This is a genomic window from Pseudomonas sp. NFACC16-2 (assembly GCF_900119205.1).
In the GTDB taxonomy this organism is placed as follows: domain Bacteria; phylum Pseudomonadota; class Gammaproteobacteria; order Pseudomonadales; family Pseudomonadaceae; genus Aquipseudomonas; species Aquipseudomonas fluorescens_Q.
Genome location: NZ_FPIX01000026.1, coordinates 67,372 through 89,872 on the forward strand (window position 1 = coordinate 67,372; position 22,501 = coordinate 89,872).

Genomic DNA, 22,501 nt, shown 5'->3' on the forward strand with positions numbered 1-22,501 from the left:
CCCCGTTTACATCCGGAACACGCCGAAGCGGCTCGGTTCGATAGGCGCGTTCAGTGACGCGGACAAGGCCAGGCCCAGCACGTCGCGGGTCTGGGCCGGGTCGATGACGCCGTCGTCCCACAGCCTGGCACTGGAATAATAGGGGTGACCCTGTTCTTCGTACTGATCGAGGATCGGTTGCTTGATCTCGGCTTCCTGCTCGGTGCTGAAGGGGTGGCCACTGCGTTCGGCTTGTTCACGCTTGACCTGCACCAAGACACCGGCCGCCTGTTCGGCGCCCATCACGCCTATCCGCGCGTTCGGCCACATCCACAGAAAGCGTGGGTCGTAGGCGCGACCGCACATGCCGTAGTTACCCGCGCCGAAACTGCCGCCAATGATCACGGTGAATTTCGGCACCTTGGCGCACGCCACGGCGGTCACCAGTTTCGCACCGTGCTTGGCGATACCGCCGGCCTCGTACTTCTGGCCGACCATGAACCCGGTGATGTTCTGTAGGAACAGCAACGGTATGCCGCGCTGACAGGCCAGCTCGATGAAGTGCGCGCCTTTTTGCGCGGCTTCGGCAAACAGAATGCCGTTGTTGGCCAGGATCGCGATCGGGTAGCCATGCAAGTGGGCGAAGCCGCACACCAGCGTCGTTCCGAACAGCGCCTTGAACTCATCGAACACCGAACCGTCCACCAGGCGTGCGATCACCTCCCGCACATCGAACGGCTGCTTGGCATCGGTCGACACCACACCGTACAGCTCGTCACTCGAATAAAGCGGGGCGATGGGCTGACGTTGCTGCAGCTCACCGAGTTTGCGCCAGTTGAGATTGGCAATGCTGCGGCGGGCGATGGCCAGGGCGTGTTCGTCGCTCTCGGCGTAGTGGTCAGCGACGCCGGAAATCTTGCAGTGCACATCGGCGCCACCCAGGTCTTCGGCACTGACCACCTCGCCGGTGGCGGCTTTCACCAACGGTGGGCCGGCGAGGAAAATCGTCGCCTGCTGGCGGACCATGATCGCCTCGTCCGCCATGGCCGGCACATAGGCACCACCGGCGGTGCAGGAACCCATGACCACGGCGATCTGGGGGATGCCCTGGGCACTCATGTTGGCCTGGTTGAAGAAGATCCGGCCGAAGTGCTCGCGGTCCGGGAACACTTCATCCTGGCGCGGCAGGTTGGCGCCGCCGGAATCCACCAGGTAAATGCATGGCAGGCGATTCTGCTGAGCAATGGTTTGGGCGCGCAGGTGTTTTTTCACTGTCAGTGGATAGTAGGAGCCACCTTTGACCGTGGCGTCGTTGGCGACGATCATGCATTCGACGCCTTCCACCCGGCCGATGCCGGCAATCACGCCGGCCGCCGGCACGTCTTCACCATAGACTTCGTGGGCCGCCAACGGGCTGATTTCCAAAAATGGCGAGCCCGGATCCAGCAGCCGGTTGATGCGTTCACGGGGTAGCAACTTGCCCCGCGAGGTGTGCCGCTCCTGGGCCTTGAGGCCGCCGCCCTGGCGAATTTGCGCGAGCAAGGTGCGCAGGGCCTCGACGTGTCCGAGCATCGCCTCGCGGTTGGCGATGAACTCCGGCGAACGCGGGTTGAGCTGAGTGTGCAGCGTGGCCATGGTCAGCTCCGTTAGCGAGTTTCGTTGAACAGTTCGCGGCCGATCAACATCCGGCGAATCTCACTGGTGCCGGCGCCGATTTCGTACAGCTTGGCGTCACGCAGCAGACGACCGGCGGGGAATTCATTGATGTAGCCATTGCCCCCCAGGATCTGGATGGCGTCGAGGGCCATTTGCGTAGCGCGTTCGGCGCTGTAGAGGATCACCCCGGCGGCGTCCTTGCGGGTGGTTTCACCGCGCTCGCAGGCCTGCGCCACGGCATACAGATAGGCGCGGCTGGCGTTGAGCTGGGTGTACATGTCGGCGACCTTGCCCTGGATCAACTGGAATTCGCCAATGCTCTGGCCGAACTGCTTGCGGTCGTGGATGTAGGGCACGATCAGGTCCATGCAGGCCTGCATGATCCCGGTCGGGCCGCCAGAGAGCACGACGCGCTCGTAGTCGAGGCCGCTCATCAGCACTTTCACACCGCCATTGAGCGCACCAAGGATGTTGTCTTCCGGCACTTCGACGTCATCGAAGAACAACTCGCAGGTGTTGGAGCCGCGCATGCCGAGCTTGTCGAATTTATTGCTGCGGCTGAAGCCTTTCCAGTCGCGCTCGACGATGAAGGCGGTGATGCCATGGGGACCTTTTTCCAGGTCGGTCTTGGCGTAGATCACGTAGGTGTTGGCATCGGGGCCGTTGGTGATCCAGGTCTTGCTGCCATTGAGCACGTAATGGTCGCCACGCTTGTCGGCCCGCAGTTTCATCGAGACCACATCGGAGCCGGCGTTCGGCTCGCTCATTGCCAGGGCACCGATGTGTTCGCCGCTGATCAGCTTGGGTAGGTATTTGGTTTTCTGTTCGTGATTGCCGTTGCGGTTGATCTGATTCACGCAGAGGTTGGAGTGGGCACCGTAGGAGAGGGCGACCGAGGCCGAACCACGGCTGATTTCTTCCATCGCCACCACGTGGGCCAGGTAGCCCAGGCCAGCGCCGCCGTATTCTTCCGGTACGGTGATACCTAGCAGGCCCATGTCGCCGAACTTGCGCCACATGTCGGCGGGAAACAGGTTGTCGATATCGATCTGCGCGGCGCGGGGCGCCAGTTCGGCCTTGACGAAGGCCTGCACCTGGTCGCGCAACATGTCGATGGTTTCGCCGAGGGCAAAGTTCAGGGATGGGTAGCTCATGGGACACCTTTGGCTTTTTTATCGGGTGCGGAGAGTGGGGGAATGGCTCTCACCTTTACGTTAACGTAAACCTGCGGCGAGAGGCTGTCAATCGCCCTTTACGTTAACGTCAACTTGAGCCAAAGTAAGTGCCCGCAAAGGCATGTTGTTGCATCAGGTTAGCGCTACACCCACTAATAAAGACAAGAGGGGGCGTCATGGATCAACCCGGTTCGCATTCGCAGCTCAGCTACACCCGTGGTTCCGCGGCCAAGGCCTTGCTGGCTCAAACCATCGGCGAGGTTTTCGACCAGACGGTGGCCCGTTATCCGGAGGGCGAGGCGTTGGTGGTTCGCCATCAATCGCTGCGCTATACCTGGCAACAACTGGCCGAGGCTGTCGATCTGCACGCCCGAGCCTTGTTGGCGCTAGGCTTGAAAACCGGTGATCGCCTCGGCGTGTGGGCACCCAATTGCGCCCAGTGGTGCATCAGCCAGTTCGCCAGTGCGAAGCTTGGCGTGATTCTGGTCAACATCAATCCGGCCTACCGTGTTTCCGAACTCGAATACGTGCTCAAACAATCCGGATGCCAATGGCTGGTGTGTGCCGGGGCGTTCAAGACCTCGGACTATCACGCCATGCTGCAAACGCTGGCACCGGAACTGGCAGAGCAACCGATCGGCCAGATGCAGAGCGAGCGCCTGCCGGAGTTGCGCGGCGTGATCAGCCTCGATTCCCAGCCACCGTCAGGCTTCCTGCCTTGGTCGCAACTGGCCGCCCTGGGCGCGTCGGTGACGCCTGGACAACTGGCCGAGCGCCAATCCAGCCTGCACTTCGATCAACCGGTGAATATCCAGTACACCTCCGGCACCACCGGCTTCCCCAAGGGCGCTACCCTCAGTCATCACAATATTCTCAATAACGGTTACATGGTCGGCGAAAGCCTGGGCCTGACGGCTGACGATCGGTTGGTGATTCCGGTGCCGCTCTACCATTGCTTCGGTATGGTCATGGGTAACCTGGGCTGCATGACCCATGGCAGCACCATGATCTACCCCAACGATGCCTTCGACCCGTTGCTGACGCTCCAGGCCGTGGCCGAAGAAAAAGCCACTGCGTTGTATGGCGTGCCCACCATGTTCATCGCCCTGCTGGACCAGCCGCAGCGGGGCGACTTCGACCTGTCCAGCCTGCGCACTGGCATCATGGCCGGGGCCACATGCCCCATCGAAGTGATGCGACGGGTCATCAATGAAATGCACATGGCCGAAGTGCAGATTGCCTACGGCATGACGGAAACCAGCCCGGTGTCGTTGCAGACCGGTCCTACCGACGAACTGGAACTGCGCGTAACCACCGTTGGCCGTACCCAGCCGCAACTGGAAAGCAAGATTATCGATGCGGCCGGCAATCTCGTCCCGCGTGGCGCTGTCGGCGAATTATGTACCCGCGGCTACAGCGTGATGCTTGGTTACTGGAATAACCCCAAGGGCACCACCGAGGCCATCGACCCGGATGGCTGGATGCACACCGGCGACCTGGCGACCATGGACGAGCAGGGCTACGTGCGCATTGTCGGGCGCAACAAGGACATGATCATCCGCGGCGGGGAGAATATTTACCCGCGTGAGCTGGAGGAGTTCTTCTTCACTCACCCGGCGGTGGCGGATGTGCAAGTGATCGGCATTCCGTGTTCGCGCTATGGCGAGGAAATCGTTGCCTGGATCAAGTTTCATCCCGGCCACAGTGCCTGCGAACAGGAACTGCAAGCCTGGTGCAAGGAGCGCATCGCCCACTTCAAGACGCCGCGTCATTTCAAATTCGTCGAAGAATTTCCCATGACGGTCACCGGTAAGATCCAGAAATTCCGCATGCGTGAGATCAGCATCGAAGAGCTGCGCGATAAGCAAAGCTAGCCGCAACACTTGCGGGAGCGAGCCTGCTCGCGATGACGGTGGGAATAGTTGACAGATAGGTTGGCTGTGCCGCCGTCATCGCGAGCAAGCTCGCTCCCACAGGGGGAAATATTTAAATCCGGGAAAGCACAAAGGGGAGCCGAAGCTCCCCTTTAATTTTGTCGTCGCGTGCTCTTTTTTTATTATTGAGGGGCGGCCTGTTGTTGTTTTTGGCAGCCGTTGCCCTTTACCGCTGTTTTTGGCGATCCCCATCCGGGATCAAGAGCAAACGTATTTTTTTGAGCGCTGATCTGCTTTTTCGCCTTGCGATCCAACCGATTCGGGAGCTACCTGAAGGTAGTTTTATTGTTCTCTGCCCGGTTGCGGGTTGCTCCTGAAAGCACCCTGAAAAGCATATCCTCTCCAAAAAAATCTGTTAGCTGCGTCTCTGCCGTGTTGTTTTTGTTATGTCAGAGTCGTTTCGTCTTGTTTTTATTGGGTTTGCTGCGTTTTTTTATTCTTGTTATGCAGGAGATATAGCAGGTGGCGTGCCAACTTTTAAAACTCTATATAAATCAATGAGTTGAATTTTTTAGCTGAAAAACCTGGCGCGTCAAACCTGACAAATTGTTTCCGTGTTACTCGTTTCGCCGCCGTTACAAAGCCAGCGGTAACACCTCACTGTGCGCTGCGGGCCTTGGCGACACGCGAACCGCTAGGGCGGCCGAGCACGTCGCAGATCTGCCGACCCGCGGCGATCAGGGCGTCCAGGTCGACACCGGTCTCGATACCCAAGCCATTGAGCAGGTACAGTACGTCCTCGGTGGCAACGTTACCGCTGGCGCCCTTGGCATAAGGGCAGCCGCCCAGGCCGGCGATGGAGCTGTCGAACACCGCAATGCCTTCCAGCAGGCTGGCGTATACGTTGGCCATGGCTTGGCCGTAGGTATCGTGGAAGTGTCCGGCGAGCTTGTCTCGAGGCACCTCGGCGCCCACCACCTCGAACATCCTGCGGGTGGCACCGGCGGTGCCCGTGCCGATGGTGTCGCCCAGGGAGACTTCGTAGCAACCCATCGCATACAGCTCCCGAGCGACCCAAGCCACCTGCTCAGGCTTGACCGCACCTTCATACGGGCAGCCCAACACGCAGGACACGTAACCGCGCACACTGACGCCGTGTTGTCTGGCGGCCTCCATGATCGGCTCGAAACGCTCCAGGCTGTCCTTGATGGAGCAGTTGATATTGCGCTGGGAGAATGCTTCGGACGCGGCGGCGAACACCGCCACTTCTTTCACGCCCGCCGCCAGCGCATCTTCAAAACCCCGCAGGTTCGGCGCCAGGGCGCCATAGGTTACACCAGGCTTGCGCTGGATCTGCGCGAACACCTCGGCGGAGCCGGCCATTTGCGGCACCCACTTGGGCGAGACGAAACTGCCGACTTCGATGTAGCCCAGGCCGGCGGCGCTCAAGGCATCCACCAGACGCACCTTGTCGGCGACGCTGATGGGCTGTGCTTCATTCTGCAGCCCGTCACGGGGGCCGACTTCGATCAGGCGTACAAAGGAGGGGAGGGACATGGGGATTGACCTGTAGTGAGTTGCCAATATGTCGAGCGCAATGATGAACCCATCGTGGGAGCGAGCTTGCTCGCGATAGCGGTGGATCAGCTTGCATTGATGTTGAATGTGCCGCCATCGCGAGCGAGCTCGCTCCCACAGGGAGAAAGTGTTACTGGACGATTTCCTCGCCCTTGAGTGTCTGCTCCAGCGCCTGGATGCAGCGTTCTTCGGCGGTGTCGAGTTCCAGCTTCATCTGTTCGATGTCCAGCAATTGCTGTTCGAGCTGTTCCCGGCGTTCGGCGATTTTCGCCAGCATGCTGTGCAGCTGTTTCTGATTGCCGCTGGAGGGGTCGTAGAGTTCGATCAGTTCGCGGCACTCGGCCAGGGAAAAGCCAATGCGCTTGCCGCGCAGGATCAGCTTCAGGCTGACCTTGTCCCGCGGCGAGTAAATGCGCTCCTGGCCCCGTCGCTCCGGGCTCAACAGGCCTTGTTCTTCATAGAAACGGATGGCCCGGGTGGTGATATCCAGCTCGCGGGCGAGGTCGGAGATGCTGTAGGTCTGGCTGCTCATGGACGCGCTCGAAACGAAAGGGGCTGGCGCTAAGCTAATGGCAGGTTGACGTTCGCGTCAAGCATGGGGCCGGCACTGCATGGCAGGCATGAACCTGTGGGGAGCTTGCTCGCGATAGCGGCAGACCGGCCAATATCCATGGCGACTGATCCAACGCCATCGCGAGCAAGCTCGCCCCCACAATTTTGATCGCCTAAACCTTGTCGAGCTTCTTCTCATGGGCCGTCACCTGCTGGCACAGCTCGATCATCTGCTCGCGCATCCAGCGGTTGGCCGGGTCCTGGTCGGTGCTTTCGTGCCAGTAGAGGTGGGTTTCCACCGGTGGCACGTCGTTGACTGGTAACAGGAAGGCGTGCAGATCGTGACGACGGGCAAAGCGCTCGGGGACGGTCATGACCATGTCCGTTTGTTGCAGGACCTGGGAGGCCATCAGGTAATGCTGGGAGCGCAGGGCGATCTTGCGCTGGATACCCATCTTGCCGAGGGCCAGGTCGACATAGCCCAACCCGTTGCGACGGCTGGAAATATGCACGTGGGTCTGCGCCAGGTAATCGTCGAGGCTGATTTTTTCCTTGCCCGCCAGCGGATGGCCCTTGCGCATGGCGCACACGTAGCGATCTTCCATCAACTTGACGTGGCGCACCTGCGGGTCGGTGTTGAGTGGTGCGTCCACGGCGAAGTCGAGGCGGCCGGCGGCCAGCTCCTTGGTGGTCTCGCGGCGCTTGGAGAGGAAGCTTTCGATCGCCACGGTAGGTGCCAGGCGACGCAGGCGCTGGAACAGCGGCGGCAGGATCACGCCTTCGGTGAGGTCGGTCATGCTGATGCGGTAGGTCTTGACGGCCTGCAACGGGTTGAAGATCCGGCTTTCCTGCACCGACACCCGCAGCAGCGACAGGGCGTTGCGCACCGGGCCGATGATGTTCTGGGCCATGGGCGTCGGCACCATCCCTTGGGCGGTGCGCACGAAGAGCGGGTCGTTGAAGGTCTCCCGCAGGCGCGCCAGGGCATTGGACACGGCCGGCTGCGTGATGCCGACGATCTGCCCGGCGCGGGTCAGGTTGGCTTCGGTGTAGATCGCATCGAAGACAATGAAAAGGTTGAGATCGACCTTGCTCAGATTCATGGCGCTGCACTCTTATTCTTGGACGTGTTGTGAGGTGCCGGATGGCGATGCGAATCAGTGAAACATATATCGGTGATGAATGTTAATACACGCCGAGAATAGGTTAGGTAAATTTTCGTAGCTGAACTAGCATCGATTTCATGACCTAAAACAACCTCTGCCAAGAAGGTGCTGCTCATGGATTTTGCTTATTCCCCCAAGGTTCAGGCACTGCGTGAACGCGTCACGGCGTTCATGGATGCCTACGTCTACCCGGCTGAAGCCGTGTTCGAGCAGCAAGTGGCCGAAGGCGACCGCTGGCAGCCCACGGCCATCATGGAAGAGCTCAAGGCCAAGGCCAAGGCTGAGGGTTTGTGGAATCTGTTTCTGCCTGAGTCCGAGCTGGGTGCCGGCCTGACCAACCTGGAATACGCGCCGTTGGCAGAGATCATGGGCCGTTCGCTGCTGGGGCCTGAACCGTTCAATTGCTCGGCGCCGGACACCGGTAACATGGAAGTGCTGGTGCGCTACGCCAATGAAGAACAAAAGCAACGCTGGCTCGAGCCACTGCTGCGCGGCGAGATCCGCTCGGCGTTTGCCATGACCGAGCCGGACGTTGCCTCCTCGGACGCCACCAACATGGCCGCTCGTGCCGAGCGCGACGGCGACCAGTGGGTCATCAATGGCAAGAAGTGGTGGACCTCAGGGGCCTGCGACCCGCGCTGCAAGATCCTGATCTTCATGGGCCTGAGCAACCCTGATGCGCCGCGCCATGCCCAGCACTCGATGATCCTGGTGCCGGTGGACACCCCCGGGGTCAAGATCGTCCGGCCGCTGCCGGTGTTCGGCTACGATGATGCGCCTCACGGGCATGCCGAAGTGCTGTTCGAGAACGTGCGCGTGCCGTACGAAAATGTCCTGTTGGGTGAAGGACGCGGCTTTGAAATTGCCCAGGGGCGTCTGGGCCCGGGCAGGATTCATCACTGCATGCGTTCCATCGGCATGGCCGAGCGCGCACTGGAATTGATGTGCAAGCGTGCCGTCAGCCGCACGGCCTTCGGCCAGCCGTTGGCACGCCTGGGCGGTAACATCGACAAGATTGCCGACTCACGGATGGAAATCGACATGGCGCGCCTGCTGACGTTGAAGGCGGCGTACATGATGGACACGGTCGGTAATAAAGTGGCGAAGAGCGAAATCGCCCAGATCAAGGTCGTCGCGCCGAACGTGGCCCTGAAGGTCATCGACCGGGCGATCCAGATCCACGGCGGGGCCGGGGTTTCCAACGACTTCCCGCTGGCCTACATGTACGCCATGCAACGCACCCTGCGCCTGGCCGACGGCCCGGATGAAGTCCACCGCGCCGCCATCGGCAAGTTCGAGATTGGCAAGTACGTGCCCAGGGAAATGTTGCGCAGCGGGCGCTGAAGACCTGTTTACCTTGGCAACGCCATCGCGCTCACCACAAATCCCCCTGTGGGAGCGAGCCTGCTCGCGATGGCGGCTTGCCGGACAGTGAGCCTTCTTACTCCTTGACGCTCATGTATTCCTCGGCCCAACGTATGTAGTCCTCGGGCTGGGTGTAGGTGTGGGTCAGTTCGGTGGCGCTCAGGTCGGACGCCTGGGTGAAGATCTGCCGCTGTTCCCGCAGGCTGTCGTAGGTGGCCTTGATCGCGGCGAAATAGGCGCCGTGGCCGTCGATGGTCACGCGTACGCCCAATTCGGCCAGGCGCTTGTCGTCGCGTAGCAACGGGTTGCCATACGTGACAAGCATCAGCGGCACCGTCAGGTTTTCGCTGATTTTTTCCAGGTGCTCGAAGTCTTGCACCCCCACCATGCAAATCCCGTCGGCACCGGCACGCTCATATTGCTGGGTACGGCTGATGATTTCCTGGACCGGCAAAATCCCCGCGTTGGTCCGGGCGATGATCGCCATTTCCGGATCGACTCGCGCTTCCAGCGCCGCACGAATCTTGCCGACACCTTCGGCTACGCCGATCAGGTCGGTGGATTTACGCCCGAACTGGGCCGGCAGCAAGGTGTCCTCGATGGTCAGCGCGGCGATGCCGGCCCGTTCCAGTTCGACGATGGTGCGCATAACGTTCAGGGCATTGCCATAGCCATGGTCGGCGTCGGCAATCACCGGCAGTTGGGCCACGCGGCCGATGCGGGTGGCCTGTTCGGCAAATTCGCTGAGGGTGATCAGGGCGAAGTCCGGCGCGCCCAATACTTGCAACGACGCCACCGAACCTCCCAGGATGCCTACTTCGAAACCCAGGTCAGCAGCAATGCGCGCCGACATCGGGTCGAACACCGAGGCGGTGTGGTAGCAGGTATTGGAAGCCAGCAATTGGCGGAAGTTACGACGCAAATCTTGATGGGAAAGCCTGGACATGTGAGTTCCACCAATGGAATGGAAAGGCTTGAGCAAAAGTGTCAACGCCGAAAGATCCAAAGGCTATCACGTGGCAAGCGCAAAGATGATGACGAATGTGTATGGGTGATGCCGTTATGGCATCAACGGGAGGCTAAAGCCTGCAGGTCGGCGGCTTTGCGGGTCGGCGGCAGAGACGAGCGGCTACGCCGCCACCGCCTGTTGCCCCAGCCTGGGCAATGCCACGGCCCGCACCGTATCACCCGGTTGCACTTGCAGGCGTTTGGCGGTGAGGCGATCGACAAGCAGTTTGTTGCCATGCAGGTGTGCGCGAGCGCTGGTGACGCGGCAGTTTTCCAGGCGCCGATTGTGAATCAGCCAGACCGGTGCCTGTGCGTCCGGGGTGCCGATGACCAGGGTCAGCATCTGGCTGTCGCGGACGGTGCGGATCTTCGACACCGGCGCCTCGATCACCGGGCCGCCGTCAAAGATGTCGATGTAACCCTTGTGGCTGAAACCTTCGGCACAGAGGATCTTCAGGGCCGGCTCGGTGTTCGGGTGGGCCTTGCCGATCACCGCCTGGGCCTGTTCGGTGAGCAGGCAGGTGTACAGCGGCTGACGTGGCATCAGTTCGGCGATGAACGACTTGTTGCCCATGCCGGACAGCTGATCGGCGTAACTGAAATCCTTCTTGAAAAAATGCCGTCCCAGGCTGTCCCAGAACGGCGAACTGCCTCCTTCGTCGGCATGGCCTCGCAGTTCGGCGATCAGTTTTTCGCCGAACAGCTGGGAGAACTCGGCCACGAACAGCAGGCGCGCCAGGGACAGCAGGCGTCCGTTGTGACCGCGACGTTGCTCGGGGTGAAGGAACAAAGAGCAGATCTCCGATTGTCCGGACATCTCGTTGTTGAGGAACAGGGTCGGGATCTGCCGCTGGATCCCCAGCTCCGGCGCCGAGCTGACCGTCAGCCCGACCCGATAGTTGTACCAGGGCTCGCGCAGCCCGACCGCGCCGGTCAGGGCGCTGATGCCCACCACCTGCCGATCATCGTCTTCAAGCACGAACAGGTAATCGGCGTCGGCGCGTTCGACTTGTCCGGCAAAGGTCCGTTGGGCCCAGCGAATACGATGGGCCAGGCGCTCTTCGTTGGCCGGCAGGCTGGTGAAACCGGGGCCTGCGCAACGGGCCAGGTCCAGCAATGCGGGCAGATCGGTAATGGCGACCGGACGGACAATCATGCTGCAGCTCCTTCATTACGTCGGTCCAAGCGCTGATGCGTGCCACGGGATCGAGAGAGGTTCATAGGGCAACCACCCGGATCCGCTCGCCATCCATGATGCCCAGGGCGGCCAGCATGTCGGGCGACAGGGCCACGGGGCCCTCGGTGTTGACGTCCAGCTCGGCGACGATGGCCCGGAAGCTTCCAAGACGGTCGTTACTCACCAGGTAACGGCCTCTGGCGTCGATCAGCAGGCTTTGCCGGGCCGTGGCGCTCCGACTTTGCGTGATGGTACGGACGTTGGCGATACGGGCATGCAAGGTCGGTCCACCGTCGAAGATATCGACATAGCTGTTGGTCTCGAAACCCTCGCGCGCCAGGATGTCGAAGGCTTCCTGGCCGTCGGGATGCACCCGGCCGATGCAGGCCTGGGCTGCGGGCGGCAGCATGGGCACGTAGATCGGGTATTGCGGCATCAGCTCGGCGAGAAAGGTCCGGCTCTGCAAGCCACACAGCCGTTCGGCTTCGACGTAGGGCAGGTCGAAGAAGTGCTGGCCGATGGCGTCCCAGAATGGCGACTGACCGTCCTCGCTGCTGAAGCCGACGATTTCGGTGATGACCGATTCGGCGAAGCGCTGGGGATGGGCGGCGATGAACATCAGCCGGGCCCGGGACAGCAGCTCCGATTCCGGCGTGCGCACCCGCTCGGCGTCGATGTGGAAGCCACGCAGCAGCGTCTGCCCGTTGAGGTCCTGGCACAGTGACAGCGCGGGCACGCCATGCTGGATGTTCAGCTCGCGGGACTCGCTGGAAAACGGCCGGTTGCGCAGGCTGTAGAACGGTTCGTTGTAACCGGTGCTGGAGAGAATTTCCGAACAACCGACCAGGCGCCTGGATTCCAGGTCCTCCAGGACAAAAAAATAATTCTCCGCGCCAGGGCCCTGCACATCGGCCTCGAACGAGGCGCACGAGTCGAGGATCTTTTCCTCTAGGCGCGCGGTGTCGTCCGGCAGCGACGTGACACCCACCAGGCTGTCACGGGCCAGTTGTTGCAGTTGCGGCAGATCGGTTAATTGAACTGGACGTAAGGCCAGCATGGATTGCACTCCTGTTCCAGAGAGCCCGGTAACCAGCACCGGGCTTGACGATCACTGTCGATGTCCACGCGTTGTAACCACGGTTGGCCGAGTCCTTTCGACCGCCGTCCCTCACTGACCGGCCGGATCGGGCACGGCGGCAGGGTTGCCGAATTTGTTGAGCACACACAGATAGATCACGCCCGCGGCGATCCAGATCAGGCCGAGCTTCTGCGCAGCCACGCCCATGTTGTACATGATGGCCGCGACGATCACGAAGCCGACCAGTGGGCAAATCAAGTGGCGAATCAGTTGGCCGGACTGCTGGCGGCGCCAGTAGTGGTTGATGACCGTGATGTGCAGCAACATGAAGCCGCTCAGGGCGCCGAAATTGACCAGGGAGGTGAGGGTGTCCACGGCGTCGATGAACAGGTAGCAGATCAACAGCGACAGCACTGCCACCAGGTAAATGCTCAGGTATGGGGTGTTGTGGGTTGGATGGACTTTGGCCAGCACCTTGGGCAACTGGCCGTCCCGGGCCATGCCGAACAACAGGCGCGACACCGCCGCCTGCGAAGTGATCGCCACGGCCACGCCCCAGGCCAGGGCCGTGGCAACCGCGGTCAAGGTGGCCAGCCAACTGCCGGCGGCCAGTTCGGCGATTTCATAGAATGCGGTGTCGGCGGATTTGAAACCCATGCCGGCGGCCAGGTCCGTGGCGATCCAGGTCTGCACCACGAAGATCGCCCCCATCACCAGCAAGGTCACCAGGGCGGCCTTGCCGACGCTGCGGCCCGGGTCGCCCTTGATCTCTTCCGCCAGGGTGGAAATGGCGTCGAAGCCCAGGAACGACAATACCGCGATGGACACGGCTTGCATCAGCAGGGCGAAGTTGAAGTGTTCCGGGCTGTACAGCGGCGCCAGGGTCAGCTGGCCGTTACCGGCCCCGCCGAGCAGGGCGTTCCAGGCGTAGAACAGGAAAATCCCCAGCACCACCAACTGCGCCAGCAGGAAAATGATGTTCATCCGCGCGGTGAAGGTGATGCCCCGCAGGTTGACGAAGGTCGCGCTCACCAGGAAGGCCAGGATGAAACCGACCTTGGGGATGTCTGGGTACAAATGGTTCAGCGCCATCGCGGCGTAGACATAGAGCAGCGGCGGGATCAGCAGGTAGTCCAGCAGCATCAGCCAGCCGGCGATGAAGCCGACGTGTGGGTTAAGGCCCCGTTGCGCGTAGGAATAGACCGAACCTGCCACCGGAAAGGCTCGGGCCATGCTGCCGTAGCTCAAGGCAGTAAATAGCATCGCCACCATGCCGATGATGTACGCCAGCGGCACCATCCCCGGTGCCTCGGCGTTGACATAGCCATACACGCCGAACGGGGCGATGGGGATCATGAAAATCATCCCGTATACCACCAGGTCTGTCAGCGACAGGCCGCGTTTCAATTCCTGTTTGTAGCCAAATGCCTCAATGCTCATGAGCCGTTCTCCTTCTCAGCTGTGGATGGGTGTGTCCTTGCTTGTCGCTTGCCGCTCAAACCTTGCCGCTGCTTTCCTACAACAACGGGGCCAGGTAAGCGCTCCAGGTCCGTACCGCCTCGGGGCTGCGCAGTTGGTCGTTGCGCACTTCGATCAACACCGAATCCAGGCCGCGGGCATCGCCGTGCACCGGGACGGTCATGTCGGTCAAGGGGTTGATCTTGTAGGGCTGGTTGCCTGCCGCGCGCAGCGAGTGCCGGCTCAGCCCGTCGACGATGCGTTGGGCATAATCCTTGGCTTCGCCGAACAGCACGCCAGCTTCCAGCGCGCGCGGTTGACCATAGAACACCGGGGTGAAGCTGTGGATGCCCACCACGCGCACCGACCGGTTGGCGGCCAGGCGCTGGTCGATCAACGCCCGCAACCGATCATGGAAGGGGTGAAACAGGCGCTGCTGGCGATATTCGCGAGTGGCTTCGTCCAGGGCATGGTTACCCGGAACCTGGTAGATCTCGCTCTGGGGCGGAATGCTGTCCGGTACGTGCAGCGGACGGTTGAGGTCGATCAACAGCCGTGAATAATTGGCCGTCAGCAAGGTCGCGCCAAGGGTTTCGGACAGGCGTTCGGCCAGGGCCAGGGCACCGATGTCCCAGGCGATGTGCTCCTGGGAGGCCGTTTCATCCAGGCCCAGATCGTTCAGCGCCGCGGGAATGAAGCGGCTGGCGTGTTCGCACACCAGCAGCACCGGGTGTTCGGATTCCTCCCGGACCAGTCGGTAGGGCGGCCTGGTGTAGAGGCCCGTTTCAGCACACTCAATAGATTCGTGCATAGTGCTCACAACGCTCGGCAGGTGACAGCGCCTCGGTCAAGGCCAGCTCCTGGGCCTTCAAGGCGAAATAGGTGTCGACCAGCGGGCCGGGCAGGGTCTCGAGCAGCGCCCCGCTGTGGCGCAGGCAGTCCAGTGCCTGGGCCAGGGTTGTCGGCAGGGCGATAATGCCACGGGCACGACGTTGTGCTTCATCCAGCTCATCGGGTATTTGATCGGTGACAGCGTTCAATGCCAGCCGTTGCTGGATGCCCAGTCGCCCGGCAATCAACAGCGCCACCATCGCCAGGTGCGGCGAGGCGGTGGCGTCCATGGCGCGGAACTCCAGGTTGTACTGGTTCGCCAGCGGTTTGCCGCTCAGGCTCACGGTCGGGCAGATGCGCAGCGCCGCTTCGCGGTTGCGCTGGCCCAGGCACGCATAGGATGCGCTCCAGTGATGAGGTTGCAGGCGCTCGTAGGACACCGGCGTCGGCGCGGTCAGCGCACACAGTGCAGGCAGATAGTGCAGCACACCCGCGGCCCAATGCTGGCCGAGGCTGGACAAACCGTTGCTGCTGGCGGCGTCATGCAGCACCGGGGCCGCGCCCAGGTCTTGCAGGCTCAGGTGCAAATGCACGCCGTTGCACACGGCATGTTCCGAAACCTTGGGGGCGAAGCTCACGTCCAGGCCCATTTGCCGGGCGATCTCGCGGGTGATTTCCCGTACGTTCACGGCTCGGTCGGCGGCGGCTACGCCCAACGTCGGGCGGCAAGTGATTTCGTACTGATGCTGGCCGTATTCCGGCAGGAACATTTCCGGCTCGACACCGCCGGCCCGCAGGGCACTGAGCAACCAGCCGGCGAATTCGGCCTGCTGGCGCTGGGCCTGGAGGCTGAAGGCCAGGCGATCAGGCTGCGCAGGCGTGGCAACCAGGTTGAATTCATGTTCGAACGCGGCGAAAACCTGCAAGCCCAGTTCGACGCGATAACGCTCCACTTCGTCCTGCAACAGCGTGCGCGGGCAGGCGCTCCAGGGCCGGCCGTCGGTCTCGCGCACATCGCAATGGATAAAGTCGAGGACGGGCGCCTGGGCGTCGGGGCCGTTGTTGACGGTCACCCGGCTAGACAGGTCCGGCACCAGCCGCAGGTCGCCATAAGCGCCCCAAGGGTTGGCCGAAGCGATGATGTCCTGGGGCGTCAGTGCGCTGTTGGCCGGTACCCAGCCACAGCCAGCGGTGACGTAGTGGGGCAACTCATCACTGGGAAACGAGCGCCCACGGGTCACGCCGATCAGGTCGGTGGTCACCAGGGTCGTCACGGGCAATGGCGCGAGGACGGCGGCAGGATCATCGAGGCGGCTCATGGCTGCATCTCCTGCAAACGCGCGAGTACGGTGTCGGTATCGGTGATCCAGCAATAGCCCTTGATCGCGTTCAGGCACGCCAGGTGCCGTTGTTCGGTGTAGGTGGCGCAGGCATCTTCCACCAGCGTGACCAGGTAGCCGCGATCGGCGGCATCGCGCACGGCCATGTCGACGCACTGGTCGGTGACGATGCCGGCGACGATCAAGTGGCGGGTCTGCAGGTTGCGCAGCACGTAGTCGATGTTGGTGGAATTGAAAACCCCGGAGGAGGTCTTGGGCAGCACGATTTCGTTTTCCAGCGGCGCCAGTTCGGCAATGATCTGCGCCTCGGGGCTGCCCTTGGGCAGGTGCATGTCCGACAGCTTGTGATCCAGGGAACGGTCGCGGCCATCGGCGGTGAGGCTTTCGATGTGGGTGTGCAACACGTTGTGCTGTGCTTCGCGCATCGCGTTGAGCAAGCGTTGCTGGTTGGGGATGACCTGCTGGCGGGCCCGCTGGATGAAATACTCGGCCTCGCGGGTGTGCAGGTGGGCATCGAATTGCGGTTCCAGCCAGGCGCGTTGCATGTCCACCAGCAGCAAGGCGGTGTGCTGGCAGGTGAACGGCAAATCCCGGGGCGAGCGGTGGGGGAGCGAGAACATCCTTATTTTTCCTCCAGCAGGTGCGTGTTGAATTCCGTGCGCAGGGCATCGATGCCTTCCAGGCGTTCGGCCAGCTCGGGGCATTGCAGGGTCAGGCAGGCAATCAGCGCCTCGACCTGGGCCAATGCCGGCACCAGGCTGTCGAAGGCCGAGATCGACTCCACCGGGGCGCTGATGATCAGGTCGGCCAGCTCGCGCAATGGCGAAGCGTAGACGTCGCTGAACAGCACGACCCGGGCGTGGCGCTCCTTGGCCGCGCTGGCCACGCGCAGAGCCTGGGCCTGGTAGCGGCGGTAATCGAAGATCAGCACCACATCCTGGCGTTGCACGTCGAATAGCCGGTCAGGCAGTTGGGCGTTGTCTTCCAGGGCAAAACAGCCGGCGCGCAACAGACGCAAATGATTGAGCAGGTAGTGGGCCAGGAAGCTGCTGAAACGCCCGCCGAAGCAATGCACCTGATGACGGCTGTCGAGCAACCACTGCACGAGAATGCGCACGTCTTCGGGTTGGGTCAGGGCCTGGGTGTCGATGAGGTTGCGTTGACTGGCGGCCAGGTACTGGCTCCAGGTATCGCCTTGCTGCAATTTGGCCCGCGGTTTCAGCAGGGTGCGAGGGGAGCGCAGGCGATGGTCCATGTCACTGAGCAGTGCATCCTGGAATTCGGCGTAACCGCTAAACCCGAGTTTTTTCACCAGTCGCACGATAGTCGGGTCGCTGACGCCGGCATGGTCTGCCAGGCGTGACATCGGGCCGAGGCCATTGCGTGGGTAGTGATCGAGCAGGGCACGTACGACCTTGCGTTCCGACGGCGTCAAAACCAGGCCGGGATCGGTGATCAGGTCTCTGAGAGGTGGCATCCGTGCTCCTTGCCAGGATGGGTGTTGAATTTCTTTCATAACTCCTGAAAACAGTATTTATGTAGCTGGTGCTACATGTCCAGTGGTTTTTACGTTCCGTTTAAAATGCTCCAGTATTGTGCGAAACCCTTGTAGGAGTTGGTCCCGGCTGGGTAGACCGGGTATGTCAGTTGATGCTTCTGGCGATGTCGGACATAACGCCTTTTTGTCTCAGTTATTTGATTTCGTATAAGGTGCTGTACAACTAAGTGCGTGAATATCCCGTCCATGCGACCCTCCCGATTGCCTGAGAATCCAGTGTGCAAGCCACTCGTCTGACCTTGATCTGCCACGCCCGCACCGCCGCCCAGAAGCAGGCGCGCTTTGGCCTGGACGAACCGCTGGACGCCGACTGGCTGGCACGCCGCGCGCAGGTCGGGCACCGCTACCGAAATGTCCGGCAACTGCTGTGCGGGCCGGAACTGCGCACGCGCCAGACCGCTGCCTTGTTCGGCGACGAGCCCGAGCAGGACCTGGCCCTGGCCGATTGCGATCTGGGACGTTGGCGCGGGTTGTCCATCGATGACTTGCTCCAGGCTGAACCGCAAGCCCTGCAGAGTTGGCTCGACGATGCCGAGGCGGCTCCCCATGGTGGTGAATCTGTCGCCCAGTTGTGCTGCCGTGTCGGGACTTGGCTGGCCAGTCTGGAAACCCGGCCAGGACATCTGCTGGCCGTCACCCACCCCTTCGTGATCCGCGCAGCCCTGGTGAATGTCTTGGGCTGCCCGGTCGCGACATTCAACCGGATCGACATTGAACCCTTGTCCACCCTCGAATTGCGTTTCAACGGCGTATGGCGATTACGCACCCAGGGACCTGACCAGGAGTCGCCGCGATGAAGACGTTGTCAGTCATTGGCATTGGGGCCGGCGATCCGGATCAGCTGACGATGCAAGCAGTGAAAGCCTTGAACCGCTTGGACGTGGTCTTCCTCATGGACAAGGGGCCGGCCAAGGACAAACTGTTGGATCTGCGGCGCGAAGTCTGTCGGCGCTACATCGTTGATCGCACCTACCGTTTCGTCGAAGCCTACAGCCCGGAACGCCAACGCGGCGGCCTGGACTACACGGACAGCGTCGAAGCATTGAACCGGGCTAAACAGGCGACCTTCGAACGCTTGATCAATGAAGAACTGTCCGACGGTCAGCGGGGTGGTTTTCTGGTGTGGGGCGATCCGGCGTTGTACGACAGTACCGTGCGCATCCTGCAGGCGATCCTCGAGGCGGGCCGCTGCGCCTTCGAATTCGAGGTGATCCCCGGCATCACCAGTGTCCAGGCCCTGGCCGCCCGGCATAAAGTGCCGTTGAACAGCATTGGCGGTTCGCTGGAAATCACCACCGGACGCCGGTTGGCGGCGGGGCAGGTAGGCGACGCGACGAGTGTGGTGGTAATGCTCGATGCCGAGGACGCTTATCGCCAGGTGAGCGATCCCGATACGCACATCTATTGGGGAGCCTATGTGGGGACGCCGGATGAAATCCTTATCGCCGGCCGCCTGGGGGACGTGGCCGATGACATCGAGCGCACCCGCAAGGCCGCGCGAGCAGCCAACGGGTGGATCATGGATACGTATTTGTTGCGCAAGCCTCAATGATGCTTGTGCATCAACCTGTGGCGAGGGGATTTATCCCCGCTGGGCTGCGAAGCGGCCCCTTCAGTTTCTCAGGCCAATTTCTGCCAAGCTCATTAGGGCCGCTTCGCGCCCCAGCGGGGATAAATCCCCTCGCCACAACAGCCCTATTGTTTGGTACTTGATTTCACCCGCGCCCAAACCGCTCCCGATACACCGACGGCGCCAACCCCACGACGTTGCGAAACGCCACCCGAAAGCTTTCCACCGAGCGGTAGCCACACAGTTGCGCGATGTTGTCGGTGTTGTCCCCGGTGCTTTCCAGCAACTCGCGGGCCCTGGCCAGGCGTTCATGTTGCAGCCAGGTCTTGGGCGACACGCCGCAGGCCTGGGTGAAATGGCGCAGGAAGGTGCGTTCGCTCATGGCCGCCTGGCTGGCCAGTTCGCGCACCCCGAGGGGTTCGTGCAGGCGTTCGCGGGCCCATTGCATGACACTCGACAGGTCGCTGCGTGGCGTGCGGCTGACCGGTGAGGGAATGAACTGCGCCTGGCCGCCCGTACGTTGCGGCGACATCACCAACCGGCGTGCCACGGCGTTGGCGACCTGAACGCCATAGTCCCGTGCCACCAGGTGCAGGCAGGCATCGATACCGGCGGCGCTGCCCGCCGAGGTGATGACCTGTCCTGAGTCCACGTACAGCACATCCGGGTCTACTCGCACGGCCGGAAAGCTTGCGGCCAGTTCGTCGGTGTAGCGCCAATGAGTCGTGGCGCCCAGGCCATCGAGCAGCCCGGCGGCAGCGAGTACGAAGGCACCGGAGCAGATCGACAGCAGGCGCGCACCACGGGCGTGGGCCCTGTGCAGTGCCTCGAGCAGCGCCTGGGACGGTGGCTCGCTGCGGTTGCGCCAGCCTGGCACGACAATGGTCCGGGCGGTTTCGAGCAGTTCCATGCCGCCATCGGCCAATACCTGAAAGCCGCCCATGGCACGCATCGGACCGTCATCGACCGCGACGATCCGATGCGTGTACCAGGGGAAATCGAATTCCGGTCGCTCCAATCCGAAGATCTCGACGGCGACACCGAACTCGAACGTGCACAGGCCGTCGTAGGCGAGGATGGCGACCAGACCAGGGGGAGACTGCATTTGGCGGAAAATTCCCACAGAGTGTCTTGTGCGCCACTGTAGCGGTAAGCCGCAGACGGATAAAGTCTTCTTACGCCCTCATCCTCCCTGGAGTACCGCCGATGACCAGCCTGGTTCGTGAAGTGCCTGCCGCCCCGTCCGATATCGCCCTGCAGCATTTCAGCCGTCGCCTGACATTCGAAACCGATTGTTCCGACGTTCACGCCAGCCAACAGGCCGGCAATGTCGATTTTGTGCTGGTGGATGTACGCGGACCACTGGCCTACGAACGCGGCCACGTGCCCGGGGCGATCAACCTGCCAAGCCGCACGCTCACTGCCGAGGCTTTGGCTGCCTACCCCAAGACCACTCTGTTCGTGGTGTATTGCGCCGGTCCGCATTGCAATGGCGCGAACAAGGCGGCGGTGCGCCTGGCGACCTTGGGGTATCCGGTCAAGGAAATGATCGGTGGGGTCATGGGGTGGCTCGATGAAGGATTTCGTTTGAACGGTTTGGTGGAGCGTGTGGCGGACCAGGCTATCCGTTGTGACTGCTGACTTTTTCCCGAGATGGGACGACAGGGTTTTATAGTTCGTGTGTATATCCGTTGCTGCGGTAACGGCTACTTAGGGTTCCGCCCTGACGGCGGGTCACTTTCGAAAAGCGCGAAAGTAACCAAAGCGCTTTAGCCCCACCACTCGGTGCCTCGCCTAGGCTCGGCATGCCCGAACGCAGGCATTGCTCCGTGGGCCCGCCGCGAAGGACCATCCATGGTCCAGCGCGGCTACCTCGGCATCCATGCCGAGGTGCCCACTGCGCAATACCTGCGTTCGGCCAGCGTGGTTAACGGGGCGCCGAGATCAACGTCCGCCGCGAGGCGGCCTTATAGCCGGCCTGGTTTGGGGTGGACGCATTCCTCCTGTGGGAGCGCGCTCGCTCCTACCAGAGGAGCTTTACTGTCCTTCGAGCCCGCGCTGTTCAATCACTCCAAAAACATCCGCCACATCCTGGACCATGATCCGGGCGATGTTGGTGACGGTATTGATGTCGGTCTCGGCTGAGTCGCGCAGGGTCGTGCAGGCCATGAGCGTCAGGTAGTCGAGGGTGGCGTGCAGGCGCTCGCTGACGCAGGCATGGAGTTCGGGCAATGGGGCCGTTTTATCGATGAACAGGACGGGGTGGGTGTTGGCAATTGGAGTAAGCGGGGCGAAGCGGCGGAACGATTGTTCGGTAGTCATAGTAAATCCCTAACTCAAGAGAAAATTTTCCACCGTTTTGCTGCGAAACAATTGGGTGGCAGCCATGTGCGGGTTCGCAGACCGAGGAGTTAGGACTCGGCAGACCCGAAGATCTCCCACACACAGCCGCCATGAAAAGCCGAACGCAGGCGCGAATGCCTATGCCGATTCTTGACGGTTGTGATTCTAACTCACCAGGGCTGCGAAACCCTCCCACTGACCAAAGCCAGCAGGTGAACCGAACTATAGAAGGGGATTTTTGAGGCAACAACCGACCTGTAGGACGCCCACAAATCTCGTGGCGAGGGAGCTTGCTCCCGCTCGGTGGCGCAGCCGCCGTAAACCCTGGGCCTGGGGTCGGTCTGACGAAAAGAGCGGGCTGCTTCGCAGCCCAGCGGGGATAAATCCCCTCGCCACAAAAGGGGGGATTCCTACGAGATTTTCAGAAGGCCAGGGGAAGCAATTGATTTCAGAAACGGAACGCGGAGCGTCCCTGGCGGCATTCCCACGCGGAGCGCTCATCGTTCTACACAACTCTCGATGAGCGCACGCTGGGCTTCTAACGCGATAACAAACTCGCGTATTCGTTGCATCCCTATCCACATGGCCTTAGGGCCAGGAGGCCCGTCATTTTTGCGCCCTAAGTAGCCTCCCAGGCTTGTGACCAGTAAAACCATCTCGCCCAAAGAAGGTGGTACAGAGGGCGGTTGGCACCGTTTGACCACAACATAGGCCGCTTTCCATTCCGAAGCCTCAAACACCATCTCGCAGCTTAAATCCGGACAAGCACGTCCCAGCATCAGGCCGTAAAGCA

At 61.6% G+C, this 22,501-nt stretch carries 21 protein-coding genes; 5 read left to right on the top strand and 16 right to left on the bottom strand.

The window, feature by feature from the left end; translation table 11 throughout:
* Nucleotides 1-6: 6 nt before the first annotated feature.
* Complete coding sequence (locus BT116_RS20125; RefSeq protein ID WP_072346624.1) at nucleotides 7-1,614, bottom strand: carboxyl transferase domain-containing protein; 1,608 nt, start codon at nucleotides 1,612-1,614, stop codon at nucleotides 7-9.
* 11 nt (nucleotides 1,615-1,625) lie between these two features.
* Nucleotides 1,626-2,789 carry an isovaleryl-CoA dehydrogenase gene (locus BT116_RS20130; RefSeq protein WP_072346626.1) on the bottom strand — a complete coding sequence of 388 codons (1,164 nt, stop codon included), beginning with the start codon at nucleotides 2,787-2,789 and terminating at the stop codon, nucleotides 1,626-1,628.
* 197 nt (nucleotides 2,790-2,986) lie between these two features.
* Between BT116_RS20130 and BT116_RS20135 the strand changes: the two genes are divergently transcribed.
* On the top strand, nucleotides 2,987-4,684 hold the full coding sequence (locus BT116_RS20135) for an AMP-binding protein (protein WP_072346629.1): 1,698 nt from the start codon (nucleotides 2,987-2,989) through the stop codon (nucleotides 4,682-4,684).
* 657 nt (nucleotides 4,685-5,341) lie between these two features.
* On the opposite strand, the gene BT116_RS20140 is transcribed toward BT116_RS20135, so the two are convergent.
* The 3 genes from BT116_RS20140 to BT116_RS20150 form a co-directional block, all read right to left on the bottom strand.
* Nucleotides 5,342-6,241, bottom strand: a complete 900-nt coding sequence (locus tag BT116_RS20140; RefSeq protein ID WP_063322106.1) for a hydroxymethylglutaryl-CoA lyase — start codon at nucleotides 6,239-6,241, stop codon at nucleotides 5,342-5,344.
* Nucleotides 6,242-6,392: 151 nt separating this feature from the next.
* On the bottom strand, nucleotides 6,393-6,794 hold the full coding sequence (locus BT116_RS20145; RefSeq protein ID WP_072346631.1) for a MerR family transcriptional regulator: 402 nt from the start codon (nucleotides 6,792-6,794) through the stop codon (nucleotides 6,393-6,395).
* Between the two features lie 193 nt (nucleotides 6,795-6,987).
* Entirely contained in the window at nucleotides 6,988-7,917 is a 930-nt protein-coding gene (locus tag BT116_RS20150; protein WP_063322104.1) for a LysR family transcriptional regulator, read from the bottom strand.
* Between the two features lie 177 nt (nucleotides 7,918-8,094).
* On the opposite strand from BT116_RS20150, the gene BT116_RS20155 reads away from it, so the two are divergent.
* A complete protein-coding gene (locus BT116_RS20155; RefSeq protein WP_072346633.1) occupies nucleotides 8,095-9,324 on the top strand; it encodes an acyl-CoA dehydrogenase in 1,230 nt (409 codons plus the stop codon).
* A 97-nt stretch (nucleotides 9,325-9,421) separates the two neighbouring features.
* Here BT116_RS20155 and BT116_RS20160 read toward each other — a convergent pair whose 3' ends face one another.
* From BT116_RS20160 to BT116_RS20195, 8 genes are all read right to left on the bottom strand, one after another.
* Complete coding sequence (locus BT116_RS20160; protein WP_063322102.1) at nucleotides 9,422-10,291, bottom strand: isocitrate lyase/PEP mutase family protein; 870 nt, start codon at nucleotides 10,289-10,291, stop codon at nucleotides 9,422-9,424.
* A 183-nt stretch (nucleotides 10,292-10,474) separates the two neighbouring features.
* A complete protein-coding gene (astA, locus tag BT116_RS20165; RefSeq protein WP_072346635.1) occupies nucleotides 10,475-11,509 on the bottom strand; it encodes an arginine N-succinyltransferase in 1,035 nt (344 codons plus the stop codon).
* Between the two features lie 61 nt (nucleotides 11,510-11,570).
* A complete protein-coding gene (locus tag BT116_RS20170) occupies nucleotides 11,571-12,587 on the bottom strand; it encodes an arginine N-succinyltransferase (RefSeq protein ID WP_072346637.1) in 1,017 nt (338 codons plus the stop codon).
* 111 nt (nucleotides 12,588-12,698) lie between these two features.
* Entirely contained in the window at nucleotides 12,699-14,048 is a 1,350-nt protein-coding gene (locus BT116_RS20175; protein WP_072346640.1) for an APC family permease, read from the bottom strand.
* 76 nt (nucleotides 14,049-14,124) lie between these two features.
* The gene (locus BT116_RS20180; RefSeq protein ID WP_072346642.1) at nucleotides 14,125-14,877 is read right to left on the bottom strand and encodes an N-formylglutamate amidohydrolase; all 753 of its coding nucleotides are present in this window, start codon (nucleotides 14,875-14,877) and stop codon (nucleotides 14,125-14,127) included.
* Complete coding sequence (locus BT116_RS20185) at nucleotides 14,861-16,216, bottom strand: type I glutamate--ammonia ligase (protein WP_072346644.1); 1,356 nt, start codon at nucleotides 16,214-16,216, stop codon at nucleotides 14,861-14,863. The genes BT116_RS20180 and BT116_RS20185 overlap by 17 nt, the downstream gene beginning before the upstream one ends.
* Nucleotides 16,213-16,857 carry a cysteine hydrolase family protein gene (locus BT116_RS20190; RefSeq protein ID WP_057447773.1) on the bottom strand — a complete coding sequence of 215 codons (645 nt, stop codon included), beginning with the start codon at nucleotides 16,855-16,857 and terminating at the stop codon, nucleotides 16,213-16,215. The genes BT116_RS20185 and BT116_RS20190 overlap by 4 nt, the downstream gene beginning before the upstream one ends.
* 2 nt (nucleotides 16,858-16,859) lie before the next feature.
* Nucleotides 16,860-17,714 (bottom strand): MurR/RpiR family transcriptional regulator, encoded by an 855-nt coding sequence (locus BT116_RS20195; RefSeq protein WP_063322093.1) that lies wholly within the window; start codon nucleotides 17,712-17,714, stop codon nucleotides 16,860-16,862.
* 299 nt (nucleotides 17,715-18,013) lie between these two features.
* Between BT116_RS20195 and BT116_RS20200 the strand changes: the two genes are divergently transcribed.
* Nucleotides 18,014-18,592 (top strand): histidine phosphatase family protein, encoded by a 579-nt coding sequence (locus BT116_RS20200; protein ID WP_072346647.1) that lies wholly within the window; start codon nucleotides 18,014-18,016, stop codon nucleotides 18,590-18,592.
* Entirely contained in the window at nucleotides 18,589-19,347 is a 759-nt protein-coding gene (cobF, locus tag BT116_RS20205; RefSeq protein WP_072346649.1) for a precorrin-6A synthase (deacetylating), read from the top strand. Before BT116_RS20200 ends, cobF begins: the two co-directional genes overlap by 4 nt.
* Before the next feature lie 163 nt (nucleotides 19,348-19,510).
* On the opposite strand, the gene ftrA is transcribed toward cobF, so the two are convergent.
* Entirely contained in the window at nucleotides 19,511-20,470 is a 960-nt protein-coding gene (gene ftrA / locus BT116_RS20210; RefSeq protein ID WP_072346651.1) for a transcriptional regulator FtrA, read from the bottom strand.
* Between the two features lie 101 nt (nucleotides 20,471-20,571).
* On the opposite strand from ftrA, the gene BT116_RS20215 reads away from it, so the two are divergent.
* The gene (locus tag BT116_RS20215) at nucleotides 20,572-21,006 is read left to right on the top strand and encodes a rhodanese-like domain-containing protein (protein WP_072346653.1); all 435 of its coding nucleotides are present in this window, start codon (nucleotides 20,572-20,574) and stop codon (nucleotides 21,004-21,006) included.
* 396 nt (nucleotides 21,007-21,402) lie between these two features.
* Here BT116_RS20215 and BT116_RS20220 read toward each other — a convergent pair whose 3' ends face one another.
* Together BT116_RS20220 and BT116_RS20225 are read right to left on the bottom strand one after the other, a co-directional pair.
* Nucleotides 21,403-21,687 (bottom strand): fructose-bisphosphate aldolase, encoded by a 285-nt coding sequence (locus BT116_RS20220; RefSeq protein WP_072346655.1) that lies wholly within the window; start codon nucleotides 21,685-21,687, stop codon nucleotides 21,403-21,405.
* A 518-nt stretch (nucleotides 21,688-22,205) separates the two neighbouring features.
* Nucleotides 22,206-22,501 (bottom strand): IS4 family transposase (locus BT116_RS20225; RefSeq protein WP_305883633.1); only part of this gene is annotated, 296 nt, incomplete at its 5' end.